The sequence below is a fragment of the Bacteroidota bacterium genome, assembly GCA_038746285.1.
Taxonomy (GTDB): domain Bacteria; phylum Bacteroidota; class Rhodothermia; order Rhodothermales; family JANQRZ01; genus JANQRZ01.
Genome location: JBCDKT010000039.1, coordinates 15,898 through 36,311, shown reverse-complemented (window position 1 = coordinate 36,311; position 20,414 = coordinate 15,898). Strand labels below are relative to the sequence as shown.

Genomic DNA, 20,414 nt, shown 5'->3' with positions numbered 1-20,414 from the left:
GCACGGGGGAGGAGTGGGAGAGTGGGAGAGTGGGAGAGTGGGAGAGTGGGAGAGTGGGAGAGTGGGAGAGTGGGAGAGTGGGAGAGTGGGAGAGTGGGAGAGTGGGAGAGTGGAAAGAAAAGCCGAGAAAGTTAACGGGACCACCGCGCTCCGCGCCAACGTCCCTTCTTCCCATTCCGCCCGTTCTCCCCATTCCTCCCATTCCGCGCCGAAGGCGCTTAACGTCGTACTTTAACTGCGGACCCGCACCCGATCCGATGAAGCAGGAAGGCATCCGTAAGCTCTACCACTCGATCAGCGAAGTCGCCGCGCTCGTGGACCTCGAAGCGCACGTCCTGCGCTACTGGGAGACTGAGTTCGACATGCTGCGCCCGAAGAAGAACCGCGCCGGCAACCGGGTCTACACCGAGCGCGACATCGAGACCGTGCAGCGCATCCGCCACCTGCTGCGCGAGGACAAGTACACGCTCGAAGGGGCCCGGCAGGTGCTCGCGCGCGACGCCGCCCCGCCGGTGGCGACGGACCGCGAGGCCCTCCGCGACCTGCGTGCATTCCTGGAGAAGCTGTTGCACGCGCTCTGAGCAGCAGGCTATATTGAGCACCGGACCCGTCCCGGGTCCGTCATCGGGAAGTAGCTCAGCCAGGTAGAGCACTCGGCTGGGGGCCGAGCGGTCGCAGGTTCAAATCCTGTCTTCCCGACCAGCGCCTCGTGCGCTCCCCCGAGCCCGGCTTCTCCGCGAGGCCGGGCTTTTTTTGCCGGCGCGCGCCGCGCGCCACCCAGCCGCCGCCTCGCTACACAGTCTTCGGGTGTGTATTTTCCGGCCTGACCCTTCTGCACGGCCATGGCTTCCGACCCCTCCGCCCCTCTTCCCCCCGCGTCCGGCCCCAGGATAGAGCACGACCTCCAGGCGATCCGCGAGGCGAACGACCTCTCGCTGGACGCGCTCCAGCGAGAGACCCGGATGCCCAGCGACATCCTGCGCCGCTTCGAGGCGGGCGAGCTGGTCGGGGACCCGAACTACAACGAAGTCTACCTCCGCAACCTCCTGAAATCTTACGCCCAGGCGCTCGGCGTCGCGCCGAAGGAGGTGAGCGACGCGTTTGACGCGATGAAGGCCGGGACCTACGACGGCAGCCTGCGCCGGCTGTACGTCGACGGCGAGAGCGAGGCTCCGCTACCGCAGACGCCGCCGCCACCGACCTCGCCCGACACGGCCCCGGCCGTCGCGGCCCTCTCCGAGCCCCCAGCGAAAAAGGAAGTCGCGCCGCCCGTCACCGAGCGCACCGCCGAGCACATGCCGAAGCGCCGGGTGCAGACGGCGAAGGCCGCCGCCTCCACGGCCAGCCCCATCGAGAAGTCGTGGGGCGTCATCATCGGCAGCACCGTCGCGGCCGTGGTGGTGATCGCGGCCGTGCTGTGGTTCCTGCTGCGCGACCCCAGCCCGGAGCCGGAGATCGCCGAGGCCCGGCCAGCGCCGGCCGACACGGCCCAGGCCGCTGCGCCCGCCGAAGCTGACACGGCCGCCGTAGCCGAACCCGCCGCGCCCGCGAATGCGCCGGCGTTCCAGACCCCGATCCAGCTCACCGTCACCGCCACCGACGAGCCGCTCGAGAACTTCCGCGTCCAGGTGGACGACGATGCCCGCCGCCCGCACTGGGTAGAGCCCGGCCAGAGTACCTCGTTCACGGCGCAGCAGCGGATCGCCGTCTGGGGCGAGACGGAAGCCGGCACGACCGGCGGGGGCGAGTACGACGGGGCCGTCCTCGCCCTCCAGGGTCTCGAGTGGACGCCCTCCGACGGCCAGGTCGTCCGCATCAGTGCTGAGGGCGGGCAGGCCGTGCTCGACTCGCTCGCACGCACCGCCCGATGAACCTCGTCGCGGACACCGAGGCCGTCCTGCACTACCTCGGCGGGACCGACCTAGAGCAGGCAGACGCGGCGGCAGCCGAAGACCTGGCCGCACGGCTGGCGCCGCTGCTCCGGGAGCATGGGCACCGCTACTACGTCCTCGACGCGCCCGTCATCGCCGACGCCGAGTACGACCGCCTGTTCCGCGCGCTCCAGACCCTCGAAGCGCGCTTCCCCGACCTCGCCACCCCAGACTCCCCGACGCGGCGGGTCGGGGGCGAGCCGCTCGAGGCCTTCGGCAAGGTCCAGCATCCCGAGCCGCTGCTCTCGCTCGGCAACGCGTTCGACGCGGACGAACTGCGGGCGTGGTACGAGCGTGCCCGGAAAGGGCTGGCGGAGCGGTTCGGCGACGTGCAGCCTGCCCTCGTCGCTGAGCCGAAGATCGACGGCCTCGCCCTCGCGCTCACCTACGCCGACGGACAGCTCGCGCTCGGTGCGACGCGCGGCAACGGGCAGGTCGGGGAGGACGTGACCGAGCACGTCCGCACGATCCGTGCTGTCCCGCTTCGCCTCGCGGCGACGCCCGAACCGCAGGCGGCGGGGGACCAGGGCTCGCTGTTCGATGCCGCCCCGGCCGAGCCTGTGCGCATCGAGGTGCGAGGCGAGGCGTACCTGCCGAAGCCCACCTTCGAGCGGCTCAACGACGCGCTGGCCGCGGAGGGGAGCAAGACGTTTGCGAACCCCCGCAACGCCGCCGCCGGCAGCCTCCGCCAACTCAACCCCCGGGTCACGGCCTCGCGCGGGCTGCGGTTCTTCGCCTACGGCCTCGGGCCGGCCGAGGGCGTGGCCGCGCCCGGCACGCAGCACGAGACGCTGGCCTGGCTACGCGGCCTCGGTTTCGCGGTCAACGAGCACGCGCGGCGGTTCGAGGACATCGAGGCGGTGGTCCGCCACTGCGACGAGCAACGCGCGCGGCGTGACGACCTCGACTACGAGATCGACGGCGTCGTGGTCAAGATCGACCGGGCAGACTTCCAGGATGCGCTCGGGGCCGTGGCGAACGCGCCGCGCTGGGCGATCGCCTTCAAGTTCCCCGCCCGCGAAGCCACGACCCGGCTCTCCGGCATCGATCTCAACGTCGGACGGACCGGGGCGATCAAGCCGCTGGCGCTCCTCGACCCGGTCGGCATCGGCGGGGTGACGGTCTCCAAAGCCACGCTCCACAACGCCGACTACATCGCCGGCCGCGACATCCGCATCGGCGACCGCGTCGTCGTCAAGCGGGCGGGCGACGTGATCCCGCAGGTCGTCGGCCCGGTGGAGGCGGCGCGGACAGGGGAGGAGACGGCCTGGACGATGCCGGAGACGTGCCCTGCGTGCGACGAACCCATCGCCCGGATCGAGGGCGAGGCCGAGTTCTACTGCGTGAGCGCGGCGTGCCCGGCCCAGACCATCCGGCTCGTCGAGCACTACGCCTCGCGCGCGGCGATGGACATCGTCGGCCTCGGCGAGAAGGTGGCCGTCCAACTCGTCGAGGCGGGCCTCGTGCGCCGGCTCGACGACCTCTACCGTCTCACGCCCGAGGCGCTGGCTGCGCTCGACGGGTTCAAGGAGAAAAAGATCGAGAATCTGCTTGCCGGGATCGAGACCTCGAAGGGCCGGCCCTTGCGCTCGCTCCTTTTCGGCCTCGGCATCCGGTTCGTCGGCGCAACGGTCGCCCAACTCCTCGCCGAGCACCACGCCGACCTCGGTGCCCTGGCTGCAGCTCCGCAGGAGGACCTCGAAGCCATCCACGGGATCGGCCCGGAGACGGCGCGGAGCGTGGCCGAGTGGTTCGGGCACGCGCCGAACCAGGCCGTCGTGGAAGCGCTCAACACCCTCGGCGTAAACACGGACCGCTTGCCGGAAGAGCCTGTCTACACCGAAGCGCCGACCGAGGGGCCACTGGCCGGGCAGACGTTCGTGCTGACCGGCACGCTGCCAACGCTCAGCCGCGCCGAGGCGAAGGAGAAGATCGCCGGCGCGGGCGGCAAGGTGACCAGCAGCGTCAGCACTAAGACCGACTACCTCGTCGCCGGGTCCAACGCCGGGTCGAAGCTGGACAAGGCGGAGCGCCTGGATGTTGAGGTCGTCAGCGAAGCGGCGTTGCTTGAAATGCTCGGCGAGGAGAAACCCGAACGAGCGTAGGTTTTGGCGGACGCGTACGATGCGAATCACAGACCTCCCAGCCTCGTCCTCTCTGCGCAGGCGGGGATCCATGGGGTGCCGGAGCCGGTGGATGGGCTGGGGCCGCCGCTTGCGCGGTCCGGCTCGGGGGCCGGGATGACAAATCGTTCTGCTTTTCAGCGATAACATGCTCGACGCGATCAAAACCCGGCTGGCCCGACGGAGCGCCCTCAAGCTCACCGAGCGGCGGACGGTCCGGCCCTGGAACCCCAACCCGGCCGCTCGGCGCGCGCTCGTCGTCCTGCCGGCGGAGGAGATCGAGGCGAAGGAGGCGTGGCGTTTCCTCAACGACCTGGGGATTCCGTCTCGGCAGATCGTGCCCGTCGTGCCGTCGAGCCTCGTGCCCTACGCGCCGGCCGACTTCATCGGGCGGGTCAAGCGGATGGATGACAAGGCGCTCACCATGCTCGGGCTGCCGAAGCCGGCCTTCGCCGGCGCCCTGTGGCAGACGGAGCCGGACCTCGCGTTCTGCCTCACGCCGGAGTTCGACCTCGCAGCGGCGACACTCACCGGGGCCTCCCCAGCAGCGTTCCGCATCGGCCTCTACGCCGAGGCTGCTGAGCCGTTCTTCGACCTCATGGTGGCCCCGGGCGACTCGTTCGCCTCGACGCTCTGGGCGCTCCATGATACCCTCGCCCGCATCGAGCCGCCAGTGGTGTGAGGACGGGTCCGGAGTGGGAGGAGTGGGAGGAGTGGGAGGAGTGGGAGGAGTGGGAGGAGTGGGAGGAGTGGGAGGAGTGGGAGGAGTGGAATAAAAACCGAACAAATTACCGAGGCCGTCGCGCTCCGCGCCTACCGTCCTCTGTCCACCGTCCCACAGTCTTCCGTCTCACCGAACCATGCTGACCGGCCTCGACTACGTGGTGCTCGTCGTCTACCTCGTCGGGGTGCTGGGGTTCGGGCTGTGGGCGGGCGGGCGGCAGCAGACGACGACGGACTACTTCCTCGGCGGGCGCGACCTCCCGTGGTGGGCCGTCCTCTTCTCGATCGTCGCGACGGAGACGAGCACGCTGACCGTGATCGGGGTGCCGGCCGTAGCCTACGGCGGGTCGCTCCTCTTCCTGCAACTCACGTTCGGATTTCTGCTCGGGCGCATCGCCGTGGCAGTGCTCCTGCTGCCGCGCTACTTCGACGGGGAACAGGTGACGGCCTATGCGTTCCTCGGGGCGCGCTTCGGGCCTCGGATGCAGGTCGCGGCCTCGCTCACGTTCATGGGCACCCGCCTCCTCGCCGACGGCGTCCGCCTCTTCGCTACGGCGATCCCGCTCAAGGTCATCGCTGCCGCGGCCGGGCTGGAGGTCTCCTACGCCGCGATCATCGTCGCCATCGGCCTCGTCACCGTGGCCTATACTTTCGTCGGCGGGATCAAGGCGGTCGTGTGGATGGACGTGGTGCAGATGGGGGTCTACGTCGGCGGCGCGCTCCTCGCCGTGGGCCTGCTCCTCGGCGACGTGCCGGGCGACTGGTGGGCGACGGCGCGCGCGGCGGGTAAGACGCAGATCATCGACCTGGGCTTCGACCTGCCGTTTGACGAGTGGGTGGCGACGCCCTACACGCTCGTCGTGGCCGTCCTCGGCGGAGCGTTCTTCTCGGCGGCCTCGCACGGGGCAGACCAACTGGTCGTGCAGCGGCTGCTGGCGTGCCGGAGCCTGCGCGACGGACAGCGGGCGCTCGTCGGGAGCGGGATCGCCGTCGTCGGGCAGTTCGCGCTCTTCCTGCTCGTCGGGCTCCTCCTGTGGAGCTACTACGGCGGGGCCGACCTCGCGGACCTCGGCCTCAGCCGGGGCGACGAGGTGTTCCCGAAGTTCATCGTGGAGGCCATGCCGGCGGGCCTCGCTGGGCTGCTCCTGGCCGGGATTGTGGCGGCGGCGATGAGCACGCTCTCGTCCTCGCTCAACGCCCTTGCCTCCTCGACCGTACTCGACCTACGTGGCGCACGGCGCACACCGCGCTCGGAGGAGGACGACCTCCGCCTCAGCCGGTGGGCGACGCTCGGGTGGGGCGTCGGGCTGATGGGCTTCGCCGCACTGTTCGAGTCGATGACGGACCCGGTGGTCGAGCTCGGGCTCGGGATCGCCTCGTTCACCTACGGCGGCCTGCTCGGGGCGTTTCTGCTCGGCCTGGTGAGCCGGCGGGCGCAGCAGCGCGAGGCCCTCGTGGCGTACGCCGTGACGCTCGTCGCACTCGGCGTCGGCGTCCAGACGGGCGGACTCGCGTGGCCGCTCTACACCGCCGCCGGTGCCGGACTGACCGTCGCCCTCGGCACGCTGCTCGGACTACGGCACCGGTGAGCAAGAGAGGAGTGGGAGGAGTGGAATAAAAACCGAGAAATCTACCGAGACCGTCACGCTCCGCGCCTACCTTTCCGTCCTCCGTCCTCCGTCCTCCGTCCTCCGTCCTCCGTCCTCCGTCCTCCGTCCTCCGTCCCACCGTCATGCCCCTCGCCGATCTCCGCCGCCACTTCCCGCACACCGAGCAGTGGACCTACCTCGACCACGCCTCGACCGGGCCGCTCAGCCAGCCCGTGATGGACGCCGTCGGGACGTTCCTCGGCCAGCGGCACCGGACGAACCCGAACAACTACTTCGACGTGGCCCCGACGGTCGAGCGTGCCCGCGAACGTCTCGGTTACCTCCTCGGTGCGCCGGCAGACCGGGTCGAGTTTGCGCCCAACACGTCGGCGGCGCTGAACGTCCTCGCCCAGGGGCTCGACTGGCAGCCGGGCGACCGGATCGCGGTGCCGGGCTGCGAGTTCCCGGCCAACGTCTACCCCTGGCTCGGCCTGCGCGCGCGCGGCGTCGAGCTCGACTTCGTCCCGCACGAGCGCGGGGCGTTCACCCTCGACGCCGTCGAGCAGACGCTTAGGCCGGAGACGCGGCTCGTCTCGGTCAGCTGGGTGCAGTTCCTCTCCGGTTTCCGCGCCGATCTCGCGGCCATCGGGTCGCTCTGCCGCGACCGGGGCATCCTCTTCTGCGTCGACGGGATCCAGGGCGTCGGCGCGCTCCGCATCGACGTGGCGGACCTGCCCGTCGACTTCCTCGCGTGCGGCGGGCACAAGTGGGTGATGGGGATGCAGGGTACCGCGTTCTTCTACGTCACCGAGGCGCTCCAAACCCGGCTTCGCCCCGTGCGCGGCTGGCTCAACGGGCCGCTCGACTGGAACGACTTCCTCTCGTACCCGACCGATTTTTACGACGACGCCCAGCGCTTCCGAGGCGGGACGCTCAACCATGCCGGGATCGTCGCGCTCGACGCGGCCGTCGGGCTGCACCTCGAGGCCGGGCGCGCCTGGTGCGAGGCGCAGGTCCTGGAGCGGAGCGCCCAGGTCGCCGCCGGGCTCGACCGGCTCGGGCTGCGGCGCTACGGCTCCGAAGACGACTGGCACGCCTCCGGCATCGTCGCCGCCGAGCACCCCGACCCCGAGGCGGTGTTCGACCTCGCCCAGCAGCGCGGCATCGCCCTCGCTGTGCGCGACCGCAAGCTCCGCCTCGCGCCGACGTGGTACAACACACCCGACGAGGTAGACCGCGCGCTCGAAGCCGTCGCCGACGCAGGCAAGACGACGGTTGCCGCAGGGCTGGTGGGCCAGCAATCGTAGGGGCGACCCCGTGTGGTCGCCCGTTTCCAACGCGGCGGTGCAGTCGGGCAGACGCACCGGTCTGCCCCTACTTTCGGGCATGGAAGAGACACAGCAAACTGTCGTCGTGGTCGAGGTGCCGGAGGGCTACCACGCCGGGCAGCGGCTCGACGTGTACCTCACCGAGCACTTCCCGAACGCCTCGCGCGCGAAGGTGCAGCGCGGCATCAAGGCCGGCGACGTGACCGTCAACGGGACGGTCCAGACGAAAGTCTCGCCGCCCGTCGCCGCCCGCGACCGGATCGAGGTCGTCTTCCACCGCCCGCCGCCCATCGAGGCGCAGCCCGAGCCGATCCCGCTCGACATCGAGTACGAGGACGAGGTGCTGCTCGTCGTCAACAAGCCCGCCGGGCTCGTCGTCCACCCGGCGCACAAGAACCGGACGGGTACGCTCGTCAACGCCCTCCTGCACCACGTCGGCGGCGGCACGCTGTCGTTCGAGGAAGACGAGGAGAACGACGACGAGGTCGGCCTCTCGACCGCCACGGCCGCGCCCCGCTTCGAGGGCGACGTGGCGGTCCGCCCCGGGATCGTCCACCGGCTCGACAAAGGCACCTCCGGCCTCCTCGTGGTGGCGAAGAACGACGCGGCGCACGCGGCCCTCGCCCGGCAGTTCATGGAGCGGACCGTCCGCCGCCGCTACCTCGCCCTCGTCTGGGGCCGGCCCGACCCGCCGAGCGGCACGGTCGAGACGCACCTCGGGCGTGACCCGCGCGACCGGCGCAAGATGGCAGTCGTGCCGGAGGAGCGGGGCAAACACGCCGTGACGCACTTCGAGACGGTCGAGGCGCTGCGGCACACGGCGCTCGCGCGGTTCCGGCTGGAGACCGGGCGGACCCACCAGATCCGCGTCCACGCCCGCCACCTCGGCCACCCCATCCTCGGCGACGAGATCTACGACGGCACCGCGATCCGCAGCGGCCTCGACTCCGGCAAGCGGCGGCAGTTCTTCCGCAACCTGTTCGAGACGATGCCCCGGCAGGCGCTCCACGCCGCCACGCTCGGCTTCACGCACCCGGCGACCGGCGAGGCGCTCGACTTCGCCGCTCCGCTGCCCGCCGACATGCAGTACGTCCTCGACCGGCTGCGGGCGGTGGAAGGGTGATGGAGGGCGTCTAAAGCAAAGCCAAGAAAGGTACCGAGGCCGTCGAACTCCGCGCCGGTGCTTCTCCCTCCTTCCCCTCCCTTCCCTCCACGCCGAACCAACCCTTCGCGAACGCTCCTACCCCCGGCGCGTATATTTCGCCCGCCATGCCGGACGCCGTGCCTGACACCCTCTCCATCGCTGACCTGCTGAGCCCCACGACCGTCCGTGTCGGGCTGGAGGGCGCGGACAAGCCAACCGTGCTCGGCGCGCTCATCGACCTCCTCGACGGGCACGACGAGGTGGGCGACCTCGACCGCGTGCGGCAGGACGTGTTCGCGAGGGAAGCCAAGCTATCGACGGGCGTCGGCCTCGGGCTCGGCTTGCCGCACGCCCGGACGACGGACGTGCGCAGGACCGTCGCCGCCTTCGCCACGACCGCCGGGCCGGTCCCGTTCGAGTCGCACGACAGCGAGCCGGTGCGGCTGCTGTTTCTGCTCGTCGGCCCGGAGGGGGAGCGGGGGCACCACGTCAAGCTGCTCGGCCGCATCTCGCGCCTGATGAACCGCCCCGCCTTCCGCGACGCCCTCCTCGCCGCCGTCTCGCCGTCCGAGGTGCTCGACCTCTTCCGCGAGGCCGAGGCTGAGTTGGCAGTATAGTTTACATGTATCAGATAGACGAGCAGGATCGAGTCGTCGAACTAGGTGAAGTGCCGCAGTCATCGGTCGGTGCGCCCCTTCCTGTTGTTCTCAGTGATGAGCACACGTTGCACCTCCTCTATTATGTACAGAATGGGCCAGAGAGGTGGGGCGGAAGTACGGTTCGTGTCGCGAGTCTCACTTCTTCGTCTGAGCCTTCGGCGATTGTGTCGTTTTCTTCGTGCTACGCATCGATGTTCGGGCCGCCGAATGACGAAGCATTCGAGGGACACCCGCTGGCAGAACGTGGGTTACGTCCCTACAGCGCGTTTGAGGTAAAGCATTCGTCGTGGGTGCGCCGACTAGAGCGAATGAACGCGGTACACCCTTATCATCGGCCAGAGCGGTTCGAACAGCTTCGGCATTTCGTATTCACGTTCCACGATTCCACATTCGAGTGTATTGCCTCAGGCTTGAAGGTCGAAACGCGCGTGGCCTCGAGAGCGGACACGCTAAAGGAGTTAAGCGATCGTCTCTGCCGGTCGACCAATGACAACTGACAAAAGACAAGTGAACTTCCAGAACATCCCCGGCACGTTCGATATCCTGCCCGATGCCTACGACGCGGGCGGGGCGACGGTCTATGGCAGCGCGGCGTGGCGGCACGTCGAGGCGACGGTGCGCGGCGTGATGCAGCGGTTCGGCTTTCAGGAGATCCGCACGCCGGTCTTCGAGCCGACCGACCTCGTCGCGCGCGGCGTCGGGGGGACGACGGACATCGTGCAGAAGGAGATGTTCGCCTTCACCAAGGGAAGCACCGACTACGTCCTCCGGCCCGAGATCACGGCACCGGTCATGCGGTCGTACCTCCAGCACCACCTGCAGCAACGCGGTGGGACGCAGAAGCTCTACTACGTCGGCCCGTGCTTCCGCGCCGAGCGCCCGCAGCGGGGCCGCTTCCGCCAGTTCCACCAGTTCGGCACCGAGACGCTCGGCACCGACGACCCCCGCGCCGACGCCGAGACGATCGCCTGCATGGTCGCCGTCTACGAGGCGTTCGGCATCACCGGGACGCGGCTCCGCGTCAACACCCTCGGCGACGCCGCGAGCCGGCCGCGTTACCGCGAGGCGCTCCGCGCCCACCTCGCCCCGCACGCCGACGCCCTCTCCGAGACCAGCCGCCGCCGCCTCGACACGAACCCGCTCCGCATCCTCGACACCAAGAGCCCCGACGAGCAGACCCTGCTGGAGGACGCGCCCCTCCTGATCGACTTCGTGGACGACGCGAGCCGCGGACACTACGAGACGGTCAAGATGCTCCTCACGAGCCTGGAGATCGACTTCGCCGAGGACCCCCGGCTCGTGCGCGGGCTGGACTACTACACGCAGACGGCGTTTGAGCTGGAGAGCGACGACCTCGGGGCGCAGAGCGCGCTCGCGGGCGGCGGGCGCTACGACGGCCTCGCCGAGGCGGTCGGGAGCAAGCAGGCCGTGCCGGCAGTCGGGTTCGCGGCCGGGTTCGAGCGGCTGTTCCTCGCGCTCGACGCGCAGTCTATCCCTCTTCCTGATCGGCCCGATCCGGCGGCGTTCCTCGTCGCGCTCGGGGACGAGGCCGAGCGGTGGGTCTTCGCCGCGGCGCACCGGCTGCGGCGGGCGGGCCTTGCGGTCGGGCTCGACGTGCGGGGGCGCTCGCTGAAGGCGCAGATGAAAGAGGCCAACCGCCAGAACGCCCGCACGGCCGTCATCATTGGCAAGGACGAACTCGCGGCCGAGGCCGCGCAGGTCAAGGACATGGACACCGGCGAGCAGCGCAGCGTCCCGTTCGCCGACCTCGCCAGCGCGCTGGCAAGCGACGAACAACGGGCGACGAGCGACGAGTGAAATGATCGTCCGGTCTCCGGCGTTCTGCTGGCGAACCGTATCATTCGACATCCGCCACCCGACCGTCGGCCTCCGCCATGTATCCCCGCGTCACGGACATCTTCCCCGACCTCTTCGGGTTCGAGTTCCCCGTTCCCCTGTTCTCGTTCGGGCTGATGGTGGCCGTCGCACTCCTGACGGCAGCGTGGCTGACGCGGAAGGAGCTGGACCGGCTCTACGTGGTCGGTCGGCTGAAGGCGGTGGAGGTGAAAGAGCCGGGCAAGAACGGACGGGTGAAGACCGTCAAGGCGAGCCCGTCGGTGCTGGTCTGGACGATGCTGACGCTCGCGGCCGTCTTCGGCGTCGCCGGCTCGAAGCTGTTCCACATCGTCGACTACTGGGAGCGCTTCGTCCTCGACCCGGTCGGCATGCTGTTCTCGACCTCGGGGCTGACCTTCTACGGCGGGCTGATCTGCGCCGGCCTCGCGATTGCCTACTACGCCAAGAAAAAGGGCCTCCGCGTCCCGCTCGTCGCCGACGCGCTCGCGCCGGGGCTGATCCTCGGCTACGGCATCGGGCGGATCGGGTGCTACCTCTCGGGTGACGGCGACTGGGGCATCTGCTCGAACCTCGCCGACAAGCCAGGCTGGATCCCCGGCTTCCTCTGGAGCGAGACGTTCCCGCGTAACATCCTCAACGTGGACGTGGTGACCGACACGATTGCCAAGATGGAGCGCAACGGGATGTCCACCGAGGTCTGCCAGGGCGCGACGGGGGTCTACCCGACCATGCTCTACGAGTTCGCGCTCGGTGCCGTCCTCTGCGGGGTGCTGTGGGCGCTGCGGACGCACCCGTTCAAGGCGGGCTGGCTGTTCTCGCTCTACCTCGTCTTTAACGGCGTCGAGCGCTTCCTGATCGAGACGATCCGCCTCAACCCGGAGCTGTCGTGGATCGGGCTGTCGCAGGCGCAGTTCATCGCGGTCCTGATCGTGCTCGCGGGGGCCGCTGGGCTGGCGCTCACCACGCGCCGCCGCGCCGCCGACCCGGTACCGGCCACGTCATGACACGCCCCGTCCTCGCTGGTCTCCTCGCCCTGCTGCTCGCGCCCGCCGCGCTCGCGCAGGCCGACTCGGCAGAGCGAAGCGAGGTGCTCCGCGACCTCGACGCGCGCAGCGAGCGGGTGGAGGCGGCCCGGCGCGAAGCGCTCGCCGCCACCGAGGGAGAGCCGGCCGAGGCCCGGCAAGCGGCCCTCGGCGCGGCGCTCACGCCCTTCGACCTCGCGGCCGACGACGCCCGCCTCGCCGCCGCGGTTGAGGCCGAGACCGACCCCGACGTGCGGCAGGCGCTGCTGCTGAGCTACGTCGCCGTCGAGACCGACCTGGCCGACAAAAACGCGGCGCTCGGGATGCAGGCCCTCGACGCCATCGGGCCGGCGGGCGCGCTGTGGTCGCACCGGCCGGCGCTCGTCAAGCGCGCCCTCGCCCTCGCCACACTCGCCGATCCGAGCGCTGCCGCCGAGGCCGGGCGCAGCATCTACGAGCAGCACCCCGACCGGGCGGTGCAAGCCTACGTCCTGCTGCACGGCCTCGAAACAGCGCACGCGGCGCAGAGCGAGGGCCGGGCACAGCGCTACTTCGACCTCCTCCAGACCGACCGGTTTTACGAGACCGAGCCGGGCCTCATCGCCTGGGGCGTGTTCCAGCGCTACGCGACGCGGGTGCGCCCCGGAGCGCCAGTGCCCGAGTTCGCCGTGCCGCGCCTCGGCGGGGGCGCCCTCGTCTCGCGCGCCTCGCTGCTCGGGAGCGTTTACCTCGTCGACTTCTGGGCCGAGTGGTGCCTGCCGTGCATCCGCGAGATGCCCGTCCTGCACGCGGCCTACGAGCGCTTCGCCGGCCGGGGCTTCGAGATCGTCTCGGTTTCGATGGACGACAGTCCGTCGATTGTTGAGGCTTTCCGCGCCGAGCGCTTTCCGATGCCGTGGCTCCACGTCTGGAACGGCGACGGGTTCGGCGGCGGGATGGCGCAGGCGTTCGAGGTCCGCGCCGTGCCGAAGCCCATCCTCGTCGGGCCGGACGGCACGATTCTCATCACGTCGAGCACGAACCTGCGCGGGGCCAACCTGGAGCGGACGCTCGCAAGCCTGCTGGGAGAATGAAGACGCACCCCGACACTGCCGACCTCGTCGCGCGCGCGCTCGCGCGCGTCACCGAGTGGGAGGCCTCGTACGGCCCGTTCGAGCGGCACCCCGCCACGGCCGTCGACACCGACCGCCTCGACGCCGCGCTCGGGGAGTACCTCGACCGGCTCGGCGGCAACTACCCGTTCTTCCACCCGCGCTACGTCGGGCAGATGCTCAAGCCGCCGCACCCGGTCGCCGTCGCGGCCTACGCTGCGGCGATGCGGATCAATCCCAACAACCACGCCCTCGACGGCGGCCCGCCGACGGGGCAGATGGAGAAAGAGGTCGTCGCCGACCTCGCGGCGATGTTCGGGCTTCCAGACGACACCCTCGGGCACCTGACGGGCGGTGGGACGATGGCGAACCTCGAAGCGCTCTGGGTGGCGCGGCACGTCCATCCGGGCAAAGCCATCGCCTTTAGCGCCGACGCCCACTACACCCACGGGCGGATGGCCGAAGTCCTCGGCCTGCGCACGGTCACGGTTTCGACGGACGGGCGCGGGCACCTCGACCTGGGCGCGCTCGAAGCCGAACTCAAGACGGGCCGCGTCGGGACGGTCGTTCTCACCCCGGGCACAACGGGGCTGGGGTCGGTCGATCCGATCCACGAGGCGCTGGCGCTGCGCGAGCGCTACGGCGTCCGCCTCCACGCCGACGCAGCCTACGGCGGGTTCTTCAGCCTGCTGGCGCAGCCCGGGAGCGAGGCGCCCGGCGATTTCCCCGCCGAGGCCTTCCGCGCCCTCGCCGCGTGCGACTCCGTCGTCGTCGATCCGCACAAGCACGGGCTGCAGCCCTACGGCTGCGGCTGCGTGCTCTTCCGCGACCCCAGCGTCGGGCGGTTCTACCGGCACGACTCGCCCTACACCTACTTCACCTCGGACGAGTTGCACCTGGGCGAGATCTCGCTCGAATGCTCGCGGCCCGGCGCGGCGGCCGGGGCGCTCTGGCTTACGCTCCGCGCCCTCCCGCTTCGCCCCGGCGATGGGCTCGGCCCGGTCCTCACCGCGTGCCTCCGCGCCGCCCGCGCCTTCGCCGGCAGGCTGGATACGTCGAGCGCGTTCGACCTCTACCTGGAGCCCGAGCTCGACATCGTCACCTTTTTCCCGCGAACCGAAGAGGCGACGCTCTCGGCGGTCGACGCCGCGAGCCAGCGGCTGTTCGACCTCGCCATGCAGGACGAAGACGACCCTGTCTTCCTGAGCCTCTACCGCGTCCCTGCTGCAGCCCTCCGCACCCGCTTTCCCGACCTCGAAGCCGACATCGGGCACGTTCGCATCCTGCGCTCGGTTCTGATGAAGCCCGAGCACGAGCACTACGTCGGGACCCTCACCGACCGCCTCGAAGACGTTGCCGGGCGCGTGCGCACGGAGGCCCTGCATGGCTGACACGACGGGCATCATCGCCGGACGCAACCCCGTCCGCGAGGCGCTGGAGCGCGGCGAGCGGAGTATCGAGAAGGTGCTCCTGGCCAAGTCGAAGGGCAGCCCGACGCGGGCGCTCGAAGAGGTCCGGCGGGCGGCGGCGGCGGCGAACGTGCCGGTGCAGTTCGTGCCGCAGGCGAAGCTGAGCAGCCTCGCGCCGGGCGTGACCCACCAGGGCGTCGTCGCCCTCGCCGCGGCCCTCGACTACGCCGACCTCGAAGCAATGCTGCACGCGATTGCGCCGACGCCGGACGCGGTGCGCGAGGCCCAGCCCGTGCTCGTCGTGCTCGACGAGATCTCGGACCCGCACAACTTCGGCGCGATCCTGCGCAGCGCGGTCGCCGCCGGGGCCTCCGGCGTGATCGTCCCCGACCGGAACCAGGCCCCGCTGAGTGCGACGACGCTCAAGGCGAGCGCCGGCACCGCGCCCCGCATCCCCGTCGCCCGCGTCACCAACCTCGCCGACGCGCTCCTCCAACTCAAAGAGCGCGGGTACTGGGTCGCTGGCCTCGACAGCGCGGGCGAGGAGACCGTCTGGACGCTCGACTGGGACCGGCCCGTCGCGCTCGTGGTCGGGAGTGAGGGAAGAGGGCTGCGCTCTCGGGTGCGCGCGGCGTGCGACTACCTCGTCTCGATTCCGCTTCGCGGACCGGCGGAGTCGCTCAACGCCTCGGTGGCGACGGGGATTGCCCTGTTCGCGGCGGTGCGGGGGCGAGGGGCTATCGGCTCTTAGCTTTCGGCTGTTGGCTCCACCTCTGCCCGGCGGTGAATCACCGGGCTGAAAGCAGAAGGACGCTGATGCGCCCTGGCGCAGTCCCGAAAGCCAGAAGCTGACAGCCGAGAGCGAGCAACCCAACAACAAACGAAGAAGCGCACAGAGGGCGTGCCATGCCACCCTCTGCGCGCTTCTTCTTTACCAGCCGGGCTCCCATCGTTCGGGCGGGCCCGGCTGGCTCCCTTCCCCCTTGAGGTTCGTAGCTAAAACGGCGCGGGCTACTTCTTATTGCGCAGCCCGTAAACAATCTTGCGGATCGTGTCGAACTGGAGGTATGGATACTCCTCGCGGAGCGCCTCGATGGCCTCGTAGGCCGGGGTGTCCCGGTGGCGCATCGCGCGGAAAGCCTCGCGGATGCGGAAGTCGCGGACGCCCTTCTCGCTCAGCAGGTTGTGCTCGACGAGGCGCTGGTAGATGTCTTCGCTGACGAGTCCTTCGAGAGGGTTTCCCCCGGAGTTCTCGGAGAGGTGAGCCGATGTGTACTCCATAGGTCCTGGCCGATAAGTCCGGGGCGCCCTGCGGGGCTGTCCCCACCGCCGCGTAGTGCGGCTGCAAGGGAACGATAGCCCTCGCGCTGCGCGCAATCAAACGCTTCGGCCTGAACGGTTGCCTGCCTAGTCCGAACGGACAGAGACTGCCGTCGAGTCGTAGAGCCACTCCTCGGCGTCGAGAAACGGCTCGCCGCCGTCCTCGCTCACGGTCCCCCGCACGAAGAGGCGGTGCCCGACGAGGCCGGGCGGCGTCTCGGGCAGCGTCACCCGGATCAGCGCGGTCCCGTCGTCGAGCACCAGGGTGCGGGTCCCGGCCGGCTGATCGAGCACGCGACCGCTCACCGAGACCTCGGCCCCGGCGAGGGAGTCGAGCCCCGCAATCGTCGTCGTGCGGAGGTCGGGAACGTCCAGCACGGGGAGCGGAACGGCGTCCGGTTCGCAGGCAGTAAAGAATAGCGCGAGGGTGCCGATAAGCAAAAAGGAGAGACGCATTAGACCGGTTCAGCGTGACGCTTGGTTGTCAACGGTAATGGAATATCACCCGCGACGGGCAGGTTTTGGAAAGATGATGGTTACGAATGGAAACGGTTTATCTTTCATAGCGTCTGATCTCCAGGCCCTGTCGTCCCGACCCTCTTACCCTGCAGCATAGGCCCTAAGCCACCACACTCCGCGATGAGCAACAAGGCAATCTACATCGTAGACGATGACCCCAAGATCGGTGAACTCTTCGCCACCGTCCTGCGCCGGGACAGCTACGACGCCGAGGCGTTCGTCAGTCCCGTCGCGATGCTCGAAAAGCTCGACGGCGGCGCGGTCCCTGACCTCGTCCTGACGGATCTCATGATGCCGCAGATGACTGGCATCGAGCTCCTCGAAGCCCTCCGGGAGCGCGACGTCACGGTCCCGATCATCATGATGACCGCGCACTCGTCGGTGCAGACGGCCGTCGAGGCAATGCGGCTCGGGGCGTTCCACTACCTCCAGAAGCCGGTCAACCTGGAGGAGATGCGCGCCCTGCTCGCAAAGGCGCTCGACCTCTACTCGGACAAGGTCGAACTCAAGCAGATCAAGCGCGAGCGCAAGAAGGCCCACGAGGTAGACAAGATCGTCGGGACGAGCCCGGAGATCGAGAAGGTCCGCGAGACGATCGAGACGCTCTCGGACATCCCAAATACCATCGTCCTCATCCGGGGCGAGACCGGGACCGGCAAGAACCTCGTCGCCAAGACGATCCACTACAACTCCGACTGGAACGCCGGCCGGTTCATGGAGATCAACTGCGCCGCGCTCCCGGACAACCTCCTCGAGTCCGAGCTCTTCGGCTACGAGAAGGGGGCCTTCACCGACGCGCGCGCCGGCAAGCTCGGCCTCCTCGAAATCGCCGACGGCGGGACGCTCTTCCTCGACGAGATCGACTCGATGTCGATGCCGCTCCAGGCGAAGCTCCTCTCGTTCCTCGAGAGCCGCACCTTCCGCCGCGTGGGCGGGACCGACGACATCCGCGTCGCCACCCGGATCGTCTGCGCGACCAACGCCAACCTGGAGGAGAGCGTCGCCGAGAAGACCTTCCGCAAGGACCTCTTCTTCCGCATCAACATCGTCTCGCTCCGCCTGCCCGCGCTGCGCACGATGGGGAAGGACATTCTCCTGATAGCGAACGAGGTGATCGAGCACTTCAACCGCGAGCTCAAGCGAAACGTCGAGACCCTCACCGAGGCCGCCGAGCAGAAACTTCTCGACCACGCGTGGCCCGGTAACGTCCGCGAGTTGCGCAACGTGCTCGAGCGCGCGATGATCTTTACGCGCGGGGCTACGCTCGACTCGGGCGACATCGCGCTGCTCAAGACTGAGGGCTTCGAGGACGCCGGGGCCGACGGCTACTTCCGCTTCCGCAGCGGCGGCTCGCTCGAAGACCTGGAGCACGAGTACATCCGCCACATCCTCTCGACGACCGACACGTCCTACGCCGAGGTCGCCCGCATCCTCGGCATCTCGAAGAAGACGCTCTGGGAGAAGCGCCGCAAGTACAACCTCGACGAAGAGCTAGAGAGCGCGTGACAGACTGCGGGTCAGGCTCGGCAACATGCAGCCGCTCCGAACGTTGACACCCCATCAACGACGCCCTGACGATTATGTCTAGCTCTTCGCTCGGAGACAATCCGGCCCCGGCACGAAGCGAGTGGGAGAGGGCCGAGGGAACTGCCCGTGTGCTGGGCGGGCACCCCGATTTAGATGCCCAAGTCGTCGGCGCAGCCGCTATCTTCCTGGCTGAGTTGAACGAGCGCATAGGTGCGCTCAGTGGTGACCTAAGGCGGCGACTAGACGCTACCGAGGACTTGTTCGCTCACACCTGAGACAACTAACCTGCGCTAGCTAGAACAGGCGACGTGACCGAACAGGAACAGGACGAACTCGAACGGCGGCTGGCCGGGTGGACGCCCGGCAGCGTCTCGGCCGGCGAACTCCAGCGGGCGCTGGAGCGGATGCTCGGCGTCGGCGCGGCGCGCGTCGGGATGCGGGCCTCAGCCAACGGGTCGGCGTCGGAGGCGTGCGCGCTCGCCCCGCCGATTGCGCGGATGATCGACCACACGGTCCTCAAGCCCGAGACCACGGCCGACGCCATCCGGTCGCTCTGCGAGGAGGCGCGGACCTACTGCTTTGCCAGCGTCTGCGTCAACCCGTGCTACGTCCCGCTCGCCGCCGACATGCTGCGCGGCGCAACGTCGGCTGTCTGCACCGTCCTCGGCTTCCCGTTCGGCGCGAGCCGGGCACCGGTCAAAGCGGCCGAGGCCGAGCAAGCCTACCGTGACGGAGCCGACGAACTCGACATGGTACTCAACGTCGGCTTCCTCAAGAGCGGGCTCTACGACCAAGTCGAGGCCGACATCCGGGCCGTCGTCGAGGCGGCGCGCTACGCCTCGGGAGGGCGAGCCACCGTCAAGGTGATCCTCGAAACCGCACTCCTGACCGACGAAGAGAAGGTCGTCGCCTGCGTCCTCGCGCAGAACGCCGAGGCTGACTTCGTCAAGACCTCGACCGGGTTCTCGACCGGCGGGGCAAGTCCGCAGGACGTGGCCCTCATGCGCCGCGTGGTGGGAGACCGGATGGGCGTGAAGGCCTCCGGCGGGATCCGCTCTATAGAAGACGCCCGCGAGATGGTTGCCCACGGAGCCACGCGCATCGGCGCGAGCGCGTCGGTGGCGATTGTGCAGGGCACGGCGTCCGGCGGCGACGGGTACTGAGCGGAGGACAGTGAACGGTGGACAGAAGACGGTGGACGGTCTCAACTACAACGTGCAACCTATGACGAGAGCTTTCCCCTTCGCGTTTTTCGCTGCGCTCGCCCTGATGGCGTGCAGCGGCTCTCAGGAGACCGTGGATCCCACGCCGCCTCCGCCCGACGACGAGCGAGGGCCCCCGGCCTACGAGACCTTCGACCCGTCATCCTACGATGCGGAGCCGCCCGAACCCAGCGCCGAGGTCCAGCACGACGTGCCGGAGGCGCTGATGGCGGGAACGATCTCGATGCCCGAAACCACGGGGCCGCGCGTCGTGCAGGGCTACCGGATCCAGGTGTTTTCCTCGGCGGAAAAGGGGGCCGCCGAAGACATCCGCGACGAGGCCACCGGCTGGTGGCGCGTCGTCCAGAACGACCTGGACGCGGTCGAGGTGATGCCCCTGGGGCTCGACGCGGACGTGGACTTCAACCGGCCGTACTACCGGGTCCGGCTCGGGGCGTTCGAGTACCGGCGCGAAGCCGAGGCGGCGCTACCGCTCGTGCGGAGGCGCTTCCAGCAAGCGTTCATCGTCCCAGATCAGGTGATTATCCAGGAGTAGACCACTACGCTGACCGTCACGCGGCATCGGCCTCCACTTCGCCCTGGATGACGTTCGAGAAGTGCCGCGTTGCCTGGCCGTCCGCCAGCACGAAGGCGTTGACGAGCTGGAACGTGCCGCGCTCGCTCGCCATCGTGAACTCGACGAAGAGGTCGTTCCCGTGCTCGGCCTGGCGGTCGACCTCGACGGACGAGATCGAGCCGTGGAAGTCGAGGAAGTTGGCGTACTGGTCGCGGATGGCGTCGCGTCCGCTCCTGGCACCGAACTCGAAGGAGAGCATCACGGCGTCACTCTGGTAGAGGTCGGCCAGGGCGTCGGCGTCGGAGGCGAGGAGGTGCTGGCGGAGGCGGTCGAAAAATGACATGATCGAGAGGAGAGACAAGCGAGAGGAGAGGCATGCGGTGAAACCTCCGC

General features: G+C 69.2%; 19 protein-coding genes and 1 tRNA gene. 17 read left to right on the top strand and 3 right to left on the bottom strand.

The features are described 5' to 3' along the window. Positions 1–257 precede the first annotated feature (257 nt). The 14 genes from AAGI91_12605 (at position 258) to rlmB (ending at position 15,627) form a co-directional block, all read left to right on the top strand. The gene (locus AAGI91_12605) at positions 258–581 is read left to right on the top strand and encodes a MerR family transcriptional regulator (GenBank protein MEM1043455.1); all 324 of its coding nucleotides are present in this window, start codon (positions 258–260) and stop codon (positions 579–581) included. Positions 582–625: 44 nt separating this feature from the next. Beyond that, positions 626–702, top strand: a tRNA-Pro gene (locus tag AAGI91_12600). Positions 703–842: 140 nt separating this feature from the next. After that, positions 843–1,871: a helix-turn-helix transcriptional regulator gene (locus AAGI91_12595; GenBank protein ID MEM1043454.1), complete on the top strand. Its 1,029-nt coding sequence runs from the start codon at positions 843–845 to the stop codon at positions 1,869–1,871. Further along, positions 1,868–4,036, top strand: coding sequence for an NAD-dependent DNA ligase LigA (ligA, locus tag AAGI91_12590; protein ID MEM1043453.1), 2,169 nt, complete (start codon positions 1,868–1,870; stop codon positions 4,034–4,036). The genes AAGI91_12595 and ligA overlap by 4 nt, the downstream gene beginning before the upstream one ends. A gap of 166 nt (positions 4,037–4,202) precedes the next feature. Beyond that, entirely contained in the window at positions 4,203–4,736 is a 534-nt protein-coding gene (locus AAGI91_12585) for a hypothetical protein (GenBank protein MEM1043452.1), read from the top strand. Positions 4,737–4,914: 178 nt separating this feature from the next. After that, positions 4,915–6,366, top strand: coding sequence for a sodium:solute symporter (locus tag AAGI91_12580; GenBank protein MEM1043451.1), 1,452 nt, complete (start codon positions 4,915–4,917; stop codon positions 6,364–6,366). 143 nt (positions 6,367–6,509) lie between these two features. Beyond that, positions 6,510–7,673 (top strand): aminotransferase class V-fold PLP-dependent enzyme, encoded by a 1,164-nt coding sequence (locus tag AAGI91_12575; protein ID MEM1043450.1) that lies wholly within the window; start codon positions 6,510–6,512, stop codon positions 7,671–7,673. Positions 7,674–7,752: 79 nt separating this feature from the next. Continuing rightward, positions 7,753–8,817, top strand: coding sequence for an RluA family pseudouridine synthase (locus AAGI91_12570; protein MEM1043449.1), 1,065 nt, complete (start codon positions 7,753–7,755; stop codon positions 8,815–8,817). 158 nt (positions 8,818–8,975) lie between these two features. Then, positions 8,976–9,455 carry a PTS sugar transporter subunit IIA gene (locus AAGI91_12565; protein MEM1043448.1) on the top strand — a complete coding sequence of 160 codons (480 nt, stop codon included), beginning with the start codon at positions 8,976–8,978 and terminating at the stop codon, positions 9,453–9,455. 528 nt (positions 9,456–9,983) lie between these two features. After that, a complete protein-coding gene (gene hisS / locus AAGI91_12560) occupies positions 9,984–11,315 on the top strand; it encodes a histidine--tRNA ligase (GenBank protein ID MEM1043447.1) in 1,332 nt (443 codons plus the stop codon). Between the two features lie 77 nt (positions 11,316–11,392). Then, entirely contained in the window at positions 11,393–12,358 is a 966-nt protein-coding gene (locus AAGI91_12555; protein ID MEM1043446.1) for a prolipoprotein diacylglyceryl transferase family protein, read from the top strand. Then, entirely contained in the window at positions 12,355–13,449 is a 1,095-nt protein-coding gene (locus AAGI91_12550) for a TlpA disulfide reductase family protein (protein MEM1043445.1), read from the top strand. The genes AAGI91_12555 and AAGI91_12550 overlap by 4 nt, the downstream gene beginning before the upstream one ends. After that, entirely contained in the window at positions 13,446–14,858 is a 1,413-nt protein-coding gene (locus tag AAGI91_12545; GenBank protein ID MEM1043444.1) for an aminotransferase class V-fold PLP-dependent enzyme, read from the top strand. Before AAGI91_12550 ends, AAGI91_12545 begins: the two co-directional genes overlap by 4 nt. Continuing rightward, positions 14,851–15,627, top strand: a complete 777-nt coding sequence (gene rlmB / locus AAGI91_12540) for a 23S rRNA (guanosine(2251)-2'-O)-methyltransferase RlmB (protein MEM1043443.1) — start codon at positions 14,851–14,853, stop codon at positions 15,625–15,627. The genes AAGI91_12545 and rlmB overlap by 8 nt, the downstream gene beginning before the upstream one ends. 260 nt (positions 15,628–15,887) lie before the next feature. Here rlmB and AAGI91_12535 read toward each other — a convergent pair whose 3' ends face one another. Both AAGI91_12535 and AAGI91_12530 read right to left on the bottom strand, forming a co-directional pair. Next, complete coding sequence (locus tag AAGI91_12535) at positions 15,888–16,157, bottom strand: hypothetical protein (GenBank protein ID MEM1043442.1); 270 nt, start codon at positions 16,155–16,157, stop codon at positions 15,888–15,890. A 126-nt stretch (positions 16,158–16,283) separates the two neighbouring features. Then, entirely contained in the window at positions 16,284–16,652 is a 369-nt protein-coding gene (locus tag AAGI91_12530; protein ID MEM1043441.1) for a hypothetical protein, read from the bottom strand. Positions 16,653–16,835: 183 nt separating this feature from the next. On the opposite strand from AAGI91_12530, the gene AAGI91_12525 reads away from it, so the two are divergent. The 3 genes from AAGI91_12525 (at position 16,836) to AAGI91_12515 (ending at position 20,000) form a co-directional block, all read left to right on the top strand. Beyond that, positions 16,836–18,221: a sigma-54 dependent transcriptional regulator gene (locus AAGI91_12525; protein ID MEM1043440.1), complete on the top strand. Its 1,386-nt coding sequence runs from the start codon at positions 16,836–16,838 to the stop codon at positions 18,219–18,221. Positions 18,222–18,676: 455 nt separating this feature from the next. Then, positions 18,677–19,405, top strand: coding sequence for a deoxyribose-phosphate aldolase (gene deoC / locus AAGI91_12520; GenBank protein ID MEM1043439.1), 729 nt, complete (start codon positions 18,677–18,679; stop codon positions 19,403–19,405). Positions 19,406–19,466: 61 nt separating this feature from the next. Then, entirely contained in the window at positions 19,467–20,000 is a 534-nt protein-coding gene (locus tag AAGI91_12515; GenBank protein ID MEM1043438.1) for an SPOR domain-containing protein, read from the top strand. A gap of 16 nt (positions 20,001–20,016) precedes the next feature. Here the strand turns inward: AAGI91_12515 and AAGI91_12510 are convergent, their stop codons facing one another. Next, positions 20,017–20,364 carry a nuclear transport factor 2 family protein gene (locus AAGI91_12510; GenBank protein ID MEM1043437.1) on the bottom strand — a complete coding sequence of 116 codons (348 nt, stop codon included), beginning with the start codon at positions 20,362–20,364 and terminating at the stop codon, positions 20,017–20,019. Positions 20,365–20,414: the final 50 nt, after the last annotated feature.

What these genes read in the sequence shown, in the direction of transcription:
- AAGI91_12580 (MEM1043451.1), top strand. Translation starts at nt 4,915, where the DNA reads ATGCTGACCGGCCTCGACTACGTGGTGCTCGTCGTCTACCTCGTCGGG.
- AAGI91_12550 (MEM1043445.1), top strand. Translation starts at nt 12,355, where the DNA reads ATGACACGCCCCGTCCTCGCTGGTCTCCTCGCCCTGCTGCTCGCGCCC.
- AAGI91_12585 (MEM1043452.1), top strand. Translation starts at nt 4,203, where the DNA reads ATGCTCGACGCGATCAAAACCCGGCTGGCCCGACGGAGCGCCCTCAAG.
- AAGI91_12570 (MEM1043449.1), top strand. Translation starts at nt 7,753, where the DNA reads ATGGAAGAGACACAGCAAACTGTCGTCGTGGTCGAGGTGCCGGAGGGC.
- AAGI91_12545 (MEM1043444.1), top strand. Translation starts at nt 13,446, where the DNA reads ATGAAGACGCACCCCGACACTGCCGACCTCGTCGCGCGCGCGCTCGCG.
- rlmB (MEM1043443.1), top strand. Translation starts at nt 14,851, where the DNA reads ATGGCTGACACGACGGGCATCATCGCCGGACGCAACCCCGTCCGCGAG.
- AAGI91_12525 (MEM1043440.1), top strand. Translation starts at nt 16,836, where the DNA reads ATGAGCAACAAGGCAATCTACATCGTAGACGATGACCCCAAGATCGGT.
- AAGI91_12510 (MEM1043437.1), bottom strand. Translation starts at nt 20,364, where the DNA reads ATGTCATTTTTCGACCGCCTCCGCCAGCACCTCCTCGCCTCCGACGCC.
- AAGI91_12605 (MEM1043455.1), top strand. Translation starts at nt 258, where the DNA reads ATGAAGCAGGAAGGCATCCGTAAGCTCTACCACTCGATCAGCGAAGTC.
- AAGI91_12530 (MEM1043441.1), bottom strand. Translation starts at nt 16,652, where the DNA reads ATGCGTCTCTCCTTTTTGCTTATCGGCACCCTCGCGCTATTCTTTACT.
- AAGI91_12535 (MEM1043442.1), bottom strand. Translation starts at nt 16,157, where the DNA reads ATGGAGTACACATCGGCTCACCTCTCCGAGAACTCCGGGGGAAACCCT.
- AAGI91_12515 (MEM1043438.1), top strand. Translation starts at nt 19,467, where the DNA reads ATGACGAGAGCTTTCCCCTTCGCGTTTTTCGCTGCGCTCGCCCTGATG.
- AAGI91_12575 (MEM1043450.1), top strand. Translation starts at nt 6,510, where the DNA reads ATGCCCCTCGCCGATCTCCGCCGCCACTTCCCGCACACCGAGCAGTGG.
- ligA (MEM1043453.1), top strand. Translation starts at nt 1,868, where the DNA reads ATGAACCTCGTCGCGGACACCGAGGCCGTCCTGCACTACCTCGGCGGG.
- hisS (MEM1043447.1), top strand. Translation starts at nt 9,984, where the DNA reads ATGACAACTGACAAAAGACAAGTGAACTTCCAGAACATCCCCGGCACG.
- deoC (MEM1043439.1), top strand. Translation starts at nt 18,677, where the DNA reads ATGCGGGCCTCAGCCAACGGGTCGGCGTCGGAGGCGTGCGCGCTCGCC.
- AAGI91_12555 (MEM1043446.1), top strand. Translation starts at nt 11,393, where the DNA reads ATGTATCCCCGCGTCACGGACATCTTCCCCGACCTCTTCGGGTTCGAG.
- AAGI91_12595 (MEM1043454.1), top strand. Translation starts at nt 843, where the DNA reads ATGGCTTCCGACCCCTCCGCCCCTCTTCCCCCCGCGTCCGGCCCCAGG.